The sequence below is a fragment of the Aquirufa sp. genome (assembly GCF_964796385.1).
This window is the reverse complement of record NZ_CBAUBA010000054.1, coordinates 1-9,391: the sequence shown is the minus strand read 5'-3', so window position 1 is coordinate 9,391 and position 9,391 is coordinate 1. Positions and strand designations below refer to the sequence as shown.

At 41.6% G+C, this 9,391-nt stretch carries 7 protein-coding genes; all 7 read left to right on the top strand.

Annotation, left to right across the window (positions count from 1 at the left end; genetic code table 11):
- A partial coding sequence (locus AC1W6K_RS11480) for a tetraacyldisaccharide 4'-kinase (RefSeq protein ID WP_481947594.1) occupies window positions 1-280 on the top strand: 280 nt, incomplete at its 5' end.
- 13 nt (window positions 281-293) lie between these two features.
- A complete protein-coding gene (locus AC1W6K_RS11475) occupies window positions 294-2,282 on the top strand; it encodes a putative porin (RefSeq protein WP_481947593.1) in 1,989 nt (662 codons plus the stop codon).
- A gap of 40 nt (window positions 2,283-2,322) precedes the next feature.
- Window positions 2,323-2,841: a gluconate 2-dehydrogenase subunit 3 family protein gene (locus AC1W6K_RS11470; RefSeq protein ID WP_481947592.1), complete on the top strand. Its 519-nt coding sequence runs from the start codon at window positions 2,323-2,325 to the stop codon at window positions 2,839-2,841.
- A 3-nt stretch (window positions 2,842-2,844) separates the two neighbouring features.
- Window positions 2,845-4,554, top strand: a complete 1,710-nt coding sequence (locus tag AC1W6K_RS11465) for a GMC oxidoreductase (RefSeq protein WP_481947591.1) — start codon at window positions 2,845-2,847, stop codon at window positions 4,552-4,554.
- Window positions 4,555-4,558: 4 nt separating this feature from the next.
- Window positions 4,559-7,456: a PD-(D/E)XK nuclease family protein gene (locus tag AC1W6K_RS11460; RefSeq protein WP_481947590.1), complete on the top strand. Its 2,898-nt coding sequence runs from the start codon at window positions 4,559-4,561 to the stop codon at window positions 7,454-7,456.
- A 32-nt stretch (window positions 7,457-7,488) separates the two neighbouring features.
- Window positions 7,489-7,773, top strand: coding sequence for an SCP2 sterol-binding domain-containing protein (locus AC1W6K_RS11455; protein ID WP_481947589.1), 285 nt, complete (start codon window positions 7,489-7,491; stop codon window positions 7,771-7,773).
- The gene (gene mnmE, locus AC1W6K_RS11450) at window positions 7,773-9,140 is read left to right on the top strand and encodes a tRNA uridine-5-carboxymethylaminomethyl(34) synthesis GTPase MnmE (RefSeq protein ID WP_481720954.1); all 1,368 of its coding nucleotides are present in this window, start codon (window positions 7,773-7,775) and stop codon (window positions 9,138-9,140) included. The genes AC1W6K_RS11455 and mnmE overlap by 1 nt, the downstream gene beginning before the upstream one ends.
- Window positions 9,141-9,391 lie beyond the last annotated feature (251 nt).

Genomic DNA, 9,391 nt, shown 5'->3' with positions numbered 1-9,391 from the left:
TAAGTTTGGTGATATTCTGAATCAGGAAACCTATGCAGATCATTATGCATTTCAAAAAGCTGATTATCTGTATTGGGAGCATGTTGCGGCCAGCTTAGACCATACGGCAGGAATATTAACAACCCACAAAGATTATGTGCGGATGGAGGAACATGTAGGTAGCTACCCGGCACTACATTCACGTTTGTTTTATTTGCCTATGCAGATGGAATTTATAGATCAAGAAGCGGAGTTTTGGGCTTGGTTAACTTCTCAGGTTCCGCTTAATCTCAAAAATTAGCTACCTTTACGGCGTGAAAATTCGATTCCTCGTATTTCTTTTTGGACTCATTACCTTTCAAAGTATAGGTCAATTTCCCAACCCTAATAATCCCATGGGAAATGGGGGAGTTAATACGAATGGTGGAATTAACACGAATGGGGGATTTCCAACAACACCTACTACAGCAACCCAATCACAAGGACCTCAAAAGTCAGGAAGAGCAGCGCTTGATGATTCTACGAAGCAAATCTATGGTCCAGAATCTATGCATTTTTTTCTAGAGCAAGATGTGATGGATAGTCAGATTCAAAAACGACGCATTGATACGACCTTACATCTTTTTCATCGCTATTTATTTCAAGAGCGCAGTGGGTTTTTGCAGACTAATTTAGGTTCGGATGGTACGGCAACGCGGTCCATTTTCACTCCTGTTACGGCTACCTTAGGTACACAATTAGGCTACAATATCTATTCTTCCTACGCTTTCACGCCTGAAAAAGTTCGTTATTACAATACCAAATCCCCTTTTTCTGATGTTGAATTTAACGATGGCGCCGGTGGGCAAACTCGTTTAAACTTTTCATTCGCTAGAAACATTGATTCACTTTGGAACGTTGGCCTTGAATTGCAACGTCTAGTTTCCGACAAAGCTTTTACGGATGATGCTTTTAAAGCACGTAATTTAAATTTGACAGGCCAGTGGGGATTTTTAGTGCATACTAATTATCGTTCACGTTCTGATCGATATCGAATTTTGGCTCACATTAATTATTATAATCACGAAGTAAATGATCAGGGCGGAATCATGTTAATTAATGACCTGACGCCCATTCAGGCGCTGAAGTATGTGGATAATACTGCTTATTTGACGGCTGCTAAGACGCAGACAAAAGATAAATTTTTGAAGTTTCATGTCTACCAGGAATTTATTGGATTTAAGGGATTGCAGTTGTTTCAGCGATTGGATGTGGAAAGCCGACAAGTCAAATTCAGAGATTTAGATTTTGAGAATAATTTAGGGAAACGTTTTTACCCTAAAACGTACATTAACTACATTCAGCCACCCGCTTCAGATTCGTTGTATAACGAGAATAATTGGCAATCATTCAGTCATCAAACGGGATTGAAGGGCGTGTTTAGAAAGTTTACATACCGCGCGCATGTGCGTCAGCGCTATTGGTCTGTCAGTAATCCGCTGACCGATGTGACGAAAAATAGACTTGAAAATTATGTGGGGCTTTGGTTACATCAAAAATTCACTGAAACCGTTGATTTTACCGCTGAGGGGGAATATTTGATTGGGTCCGATTATCAATTAAAGGCTAAGTTTGAGTCGCCATGGTTTTATGTGCAAGCTCAGCGGACTTCGTCGAGTCCAAGTATTGCGCAAACGTGGATGTATAATTCTTCTTATCGTTGGGATAAAGGCTTGAATCAAATTTCATTTGATCAGCTGGAAGGAGGAATTTCAATCGGAAATGCGAAAATGTATTTTAAACCATCGGTGACGATTCAGCGAATTGGGAATTGGGTGTATTTTGATAGCTTAGCCAATGTGCGCCAAGAGTCTAAGGGACTCGGTGTATTTCGCACGGGATTAGCTTGGGGAGGTGAACGTGGGCGCGTCGTTTGGAATACGAATGTTTTCGCTAATACGCTAACAGGGCCTGATGTGATGCGCATGCCAAATTTTGCTGCAAATGCGAACCTAGCTGTAAATGTGCAATACAAGAAACTCCTTTATGTTCAAATCGGTGTAGACGCACATTATTTGTCGGCCTACTACGGTGATGCCTACATGCCGGCGACCCAACAATTTCACTTACAAAATCAAGTTAAATTACCCGCATTTGTGCAGGTGGATCCATATCTAAGTTTACGTATCAATCGGGTTCGCTTATTTTTCAAATATGCGAATGCCGCACAGGGCTTAATTTCAAATAATCATTATGTAGCTTATTTGTATCCTGCTATGCGAAGAAGTTTTGCCTATGGGGTCAAGTGGCTTTTATTTGATTAATTTTTGATATGTTTGTAGGTATAATTTTATCCTATTAAACATGAATTTTTCCACACGAAGGGAATGGATCAAAGGAATGGCATTAGCCACCTTAGGTGCCCTAGTTTCCTACCCATTAACAGCACAAAATTCCGGTAGTACGTTAGCATTATCTGCTATTGATGAAGCATCTTTAAACTTATGGATGGGCGCTATTATTCCAGAATCGAAAATTCCAGGAGCTGTCAGTCTAGGTGTACCAGCGTTTGTCAAAACGATGCTCAAAGATTGTTACGAACCAGCTGCTCAATCAACCTTTCAAAAAGTTTTAGGTCAAATTCCTGCTTGGTTTCAAACTGAAAATGGGCATGCACTTGCAGTCGCAACTGCGGCAGAAAAGGAGCAATTTTTATTTCTGTTAGAGAAGGGTCAATTTGGTGTAGAAGCACAAAAGGCGATGGCTACCTTGAAAGGTCTGACGATTCAGGGCTATACGAGCACGGAATACGTTTTAGTTAATCATTTAAATTATCAAATGGCACCCGGTTTTTGGAATCCGTGCGTACCTGTCAAAAAATAAATAATGGATATTTTAAAGCATGCTGAAAAGCGAACTTATGGTGCAATTGTCATTGGTTCAGGAGTAGCTGGTGGATGGGCTGCCAAAGAGTTTTGTGATAAAGGAATAAAAACGCTGGTTTTGGAACGGGGTCGGAAAGTGACGCATAATGAAGACTACCCAACAACCCTGATGAGTCCTTGGGAGTTTGAACATCGTGGCCGATTAACCAATGAGGAGATTGCAGCCAACCCGGTCGTAAGTAAATGTTATGCATTTAAAGAAGATACGAAGCACTTTATGGTAAAGGATGCGGAGCATCCTTATGTCCAAGACAAGCCATTTGACTGGATTCGTGGCTACCAAGTAGGAGGTAAATCCTTGCTTTGGGCTCGCCAAACACAACGTTGGTCTCAATTCGATTTTGAAGGTCCGGCACGGGATGGATTTGCAACACCTTGGCCAATTGACTATAAAGATATTGACCCATGGTATTCGTATGTAGAATATTTTGCTGGTATTTCAGGGAATAAAGATGGGTTAGATTCCTTGCCAGATGGGGATTTTTTACCTCCATACGAGTTAACTTGTGTGGAAAAACACTTTCAAAAAGAAGTTAAACGTATGTATCAAGACCGCCATGTAATCGTGGCGCGTTGCGCCCATTTGTCGGAGCCGCGCGAGATTCATTATCAACAAGGTCGCGGTCGGTGTATGAGTCGGAATTTATGTCAGCGAGGTTGCCCTTATGGTGGTTATTTTAGCTCGAATGCGTCTACGTTGCCATGGGCTGCGAAGACGGGAAATATGACGTTACGTCCGGATTCAATTGTTGATTCGGTTATTTATGATTCGAAAAAAGGGAAGGCGATTGGTGTTCGCGTGATTGATACGCATACGAATGAGATGGTTGAATACTACGCAAAAGTGATATTTGTTACAGCGGCTGCTCTAAATACCAATGCGATTTTATTGAATTCCAAGTCGGATCGTTTTCCAAATGGTCTCGGAAACGACAGTGGAGTATTGGGTAAATATGTGGCATTTCACAATTACCGTGCATCTTTATCGGCCGAATTTGAGGGATATGCAGATACGAAAACAGCAGGTTCTCGTCCTACATCTGGTTACATTCCACGTTTCCGTAATTTGTACAAGCAAGAGACAAACTTCTTACGAGGCTATGCGGCTGGAATGAGTGCGGGTAGAGGAACGCATACTGATCGTGAATCTGTAGGTGAAAGCTTAAAGAACTCATTGTTGAATCCGAAGCTGAATAACAATTGGTATGCTGGATCACACATGATGGGAGAAACAATTCCGAAAGAGACGAATAAAATAACCCTAGATCCTACGAAGAAAGATGCACATGGCTTGCCACTAATGCACATGGATGTTTCCTATGACGATAATGATGATAAAATGGTTAAGGATTTTATCGAACAGTTTACGGAAATGTATACCAAAGCTGGATTTACCAATATTCGTACCCGTGATTCAAAGCAAGCGCCTGGATTAGATATTCATGAAATGGGTGGGGTGCGTATGGGAGCAGATCCGAAAACATCGATGTTGAATAAATGGAATCAAATGCATGCTGTGAAAAATGTTTTTGTGACAGATGGCGCATGTATGACTTCTACTTCAACACAAAATCCTTCACTTACTTACATGGCGCTGACTGCACGTGCTGTTGATTATGCGGTAAAAGAAATGAAAAAAGGGAATTTGTAGGTTGATGAAGACATTTTTAAGGAAGACGGCGGAGCATTTGTGGGCGGAACATGGAATAGATGAGCTGCAAGATATTGCGGTGGTCATGCCCTCCCAGCGTGGCGTTTTGTACCTTAAAAAAGAGTTAGCTTATTTAGGAGACCGGCCATTTTTGGCGCCACATTTTCATACCATTGAGGAGTTTGCGTTGCAAATGACGCAGTCCGAATTAGTTGATCCGGTTCAATTACTTTTAGAAGCATTTGCCTGTTTTAAGGAAGTAGATGGGCAAGTAGATTTTGATCGATTTATTACGTGGGGCCAACTGATGTTAAAGGATTTTGATTCCATCGACATGTATTTAGTTGACCCACGCCAAATGTTTGCTTTCTTATCCGAGGTGAAAACCTTGGAACGCTGGGGTGAAACCTATGGAGAAAAGGATACGCAGAAGTACATTACATCGCATACCAAGGCCTATTTTAAATTATATGATCATTTGTTGGAGGTATACGGCCGACTGCAAACTCGGTTAACAGATTTAGGATTAGCGTATCGAGGCATGGCCTATCGTGATTTAGTGAATCGCTTAGTTGCGGGAAAACCGCTAGCCAAATCCTATAAAAAAATCTATTTTATTGGTTTTAATGCCTTATCAAAATCGGAGGAGGAAATTATTCGTCTGTTGATTCGTCAAAATTTGGCAGAAACCATTTGGGATGCAGACGCATATTATGTAGACAATCGATATCATCGGGCAGGACATTGGCTTCGGGATTATGCCAAACCAGAATCTCCATCTTATTTATCGCGTGGTCCGTTCAAATGGATGGGACGCGATTTGTTGGAGAATCCCAAGCGGGTCGAACTCATTGGAACCGCTAATCCGAGTGCTCAGGTATTTATTGCTTTGGATACGATTCGAAAATGGCAAGCAACACATGGTTCGGAGGAACAGGTGGCTTTGGTTTTAGCGGATGAGGGGTTATTAGATCAGGTTTTGTTGTTTATTGGTGAATTTAAGGATCGCTTAAATATCACGATGGGCTATTCGCTAAAGAAAACAGCCATTTTTTCGTGGATGTCGGCCTGGTTTAAGATCAAGAAGATGTTTGCGGATGGCCGAATCCCAATGGCACAATTCCGCGCATTTATGGCCCATCCGTTGAGTCAATACCTACAAACGGATGAGCTAAAAAAGGGCTTAGCTGATTTTTGTGAGCAACATAAGTTATATGCGGTGAGCACGGATTTAGCTACGTTTTTTGCCTCAGAACCTGTTTGGAAACGGATATTTCAAGCGGGCGATTTCAATAGTTTATTAGTTGATTTTCAATTCATTGTGGATAAGATGTTGCGGTCTATTCCTGCCAAAGAGTGGGACGAAGATACCCAAGCCATTAGTCAGGTTATTTCCGTTTTGGAAACAATTCAAAAATCTCTCATGGGACAAGAGCCTATTTCCGTCAAGAGTGGTTCTTTATTGTTGACGCAAATGGTCCAACAGCAAAAATTGACCTTTGAGGGAGCTGAGAATCGCAGTTTACATGTGATGGGATTATTGGAAACGCGCACCTTGGATTTTGATCGGGTGATCATTTTGTCGTTGAATGAGGGTAGTTTACCTGGAACGAGAAAGCGTGAAAGTTTAATTCCATTGGATATTGCCTCCATGTCGACGTTTGATTTACCTACGTTTACGCAGGCGGATGCGGTGGCGTCGTATCACTTTCACCGACTCCTTCAGCGGCCACGTGAAGTACATTTGCTCTATGTGATGCCATCTGAAAAGTCGAGTGTCAAAGAAATGAGTCGGTTCATTAAGCAATTGCAATTTGATTGGAAAACGAAGAATCCGGCATTGGATTGGCATGAGCCGATGATTCAATTTAGTACATCAACCGCTGGAGAGGTTGTTGGCGACACCCGGATTGATAAAACAGAAGATATCCTCAAGCAAGTTAAAGCGAATTTGGCTGGGCGCGGGTTATCGCCTTCGAGTATTGCGATGTTTTCAACGTGTAGTTTGAAATATTATTACAGTCAGATTTTGAATTTGCGCAAAGACAAGGAGGCAGAAGATGAGATGGGGGCGGATGTCTTTGGCACGTGGGTACATAAGGTATTGGAAATCGTAGATGGGGAAATTTTAAGTCAAAAAGAGGGCTGGTATGATCAATCGAATGTGTCGGATCGTTTGGCTAAACTGGATGTGTATCTCGATGATGCCATGTTGAGCATTCAAGCGCGTGAGGGGGTATATGAGTTGGAAAAGGGCTTTAATTTTATTTTAAAGGAAGTGGCCAAGACGATTTTGGAACAGTATTATTTGGCGGAAACAGCTTGGTCAGAGGAACGTGTTCAATTAATCGCGACGGAAAAGAAGTTTGAAACGCGAGTATCTGTTGACTACGTTCAGGAGAACGTGGAAGTCAAATTGACTGGACGTGTGGACCGTTTGGACCGCTTGGGAAATACCTATCGGATTATCGATTACAAGACGGGAAAAGTGGAGAAGAAAGATTTAAAGGTCAGCGATTTGGGTTTGATGGATACGTTGACATCGGAGAATTTCAAAGCGAAGTTATTCCAATTGTGGTTTTATAAGTTTTTGTTTGCTGCTGAGTTGGGTAGTCCATCGGAGCAGAATGTGGATATGTTTGCACGTATTTCCAAAGAGGGTCTGGATATTCAGCCGGGGATTATTTCTTTTCGAAATTTGGATGCTCAAGTGTTACATGAGGAAAAGGGATTGTGGTTCGAAGAAGGTCAATCTCTAGCTGATTTTAAAGCAGATTCAGTCGAGTTAATTCGCATATGGGTACATCGAATTTTAGACGCATCAATTCCTTTTGAAAAAACGAAAGATTTAGCGAGTTGTCAATTTTGCGACTTCAAGGTAATTTGTCATCGGGAGATTTAAGTAGTAGTTTTGTGTTTTAAACTATATACAACATGACATTTCAAGAAATCAATGATCGTATTAATGCTTTGGCTGCTCAAAAAGGTGGACAGGGCTTATCATTTAAATTTGCATTTCCTTCAGGTATTATCGTCGTAAATTCAGACGGAACAGTAACGAATGAAAATGTGGATGCAGATTGCACCATTGCGTCCACGGAAGAGAATTTTACTGCTTTACTGAAGGGTGAATTAAATCCGATGATGGCCGTGATGACGGGTAAAGTAAAGATTTCAGGCGATATGTCGGTGGCTATGAAGCTTCAAAACCTACTTTAATGTTATTTCACGACACGATTGTGGCATTGGCTACACCTGCAGGGGTGGGTGCGATTGGGGTTATCCGTTTATCTGGACCAGATTCGATTCCTTTGGTTAATGCTGTGTTTAAACCTAAAGACTTAACGAAACAAGCATCGCATACGATTCATTATGGTCGGATTGAGGATGCTGGTCGGGTATATGACGAGGTGGTGGTGAGTTTATACATTGCCCCAAAGAGTTATACCAAAGAGGATGTGGTGGAGATATCGTGTCATGGATCTCCGTTTATTCAGGAGAGTATTATTCAATTATTTGTGGAGAAAGGTGCGCGATTAGCGCGGGCTGGGGAATTTACCCAACGGGCTTTTATGCATGGAGCCTTTGATTTGGCGCAAGCGGAAGCGGTTGCTGATGTGATTGCGGCCGATTCAGCGGCGGCGCAAGCGGTGGCATTGCACCAATTACGTGGAGGATTTTCGAATGAACTAGCAGCTTTACGCGAGCAATTGATTCATTTTGCATCTTTGATTGAATTGGAATTGGATTTCGGTGAGGAGGATGTAGAATTTGCGGATCGGAAGGATTTAGAGGATTTGGTGAATCAGTTATTGGTAGCCATTCGTCCTTTAGTAGCCAGTTTTCGAGCCGGAAATGCCATTAAAAATGGCGTTGCCACGGTGATTGTTGGTAAGCCAAATGCAGGGAAATCTACCCTATTAAATGCTTTGTTAAACGAAGAGCGTGCGATTGTTTCGGACATTGCAGGGACGACGCGGGACAGCTTAGAAGATTCGTGGGTATTGGGTGGAATTAAATTCCGTTTGATTGATACAGCGGGATTACGTGAGACTGAAGATGTGATTGAGGCGATGGGCGTGGAGCGGACGCAGGCATGGGTGAAGAAAGCGCAAGTGGTCATTTATATGGCTGATGCGACGACGGAAGATGCTTTATCGATTCGAGCGGGTGTGGAAGCCTTGGGCGATTTAGCCATTCCTGTGATACAGATTTTAAATAAGAAGGATCAAGTAAGTGCGGAAACATTACAAACAATCGTACGGGAAATACCTTTACTGATTTGCCTTTCGGCGAAAAATAAAGATGGCCTGGCCGACTTAGAGAAGGCTTTACTCGATGTAGTAGGCTTGGATCAAGTAAGTGCAGGTGGCACGCTAGTGACTAATCTACGTCATTACCAACATCTTTTGCAAACACAAGAAACTTTGGAATCTGTCCTTCGTGGATTGCGAACTGGATTAACAGGTGATTTAATCGCACAGGATCTCCGCTATGCGTTGCATGATTTAGGCGAGATTACGGGGCAGATATCGAATGATGACTTGTTGAAGAATATCTTTGGTAAGTTTTGTATTGGAAAATAACAACAAATTGGATAATCTAGAAATTACTAGTGACTATCAATCGGTTAATTTATTTTGATTCCTTACTTAATCTAACTGCTTACCATCTGTAAATATCAGTTTCTGCTGGTAGATTACACTTTATTAACATCGATTTAACTTTTCGGTAATCATATGATTGTTTAACGGACTTAAATTTGTTTATAAACAAAAAAATATGACTAAAAATTTACTTTTATTATTTGCTTTTTTTGCTATTTGTCACTTTTCGG

Excerpts from the sequence above, each read along its gene's own strand:
- AC1W6K_RS11455 (WP_481947589.1), top strand. The coding sequence starts at position 7,489 with ATGACATTTCAAGAAATCAATGATCGTATTAATGCTTTGGCTGCTCAA.
- AC1W6K_RS11470 (WP_481947592.1), top strand. The coding sequence starts at position 2,323 with ATGAATTTTTCCACACGAAGGGAATGGATCAAAGGAATGGCATTAGCC.
- AC1W6K_RS11460 (WP_481947590.1), top strand. The coding sequence starts at position 4,559 with ATGAAGACATTTTTAAGGAAGACGGCGGAGCATTTGTGGGCGGAACAT.
- AC1W6K_RS11465 (WP_481947591.1), top strand. The coding sequence starts at position 2,845 with ATGGATATTTTAAAGCATGCTGAAAAGCGAACTTATGGTGCAATTGTC.
- mnmE (WP_481720954.1), top strand. The coding sequence starts at position 7,773 with ATGTTATTTCACGACACGATTGTGGCATTGGCTACACCTGCAGGGGTG.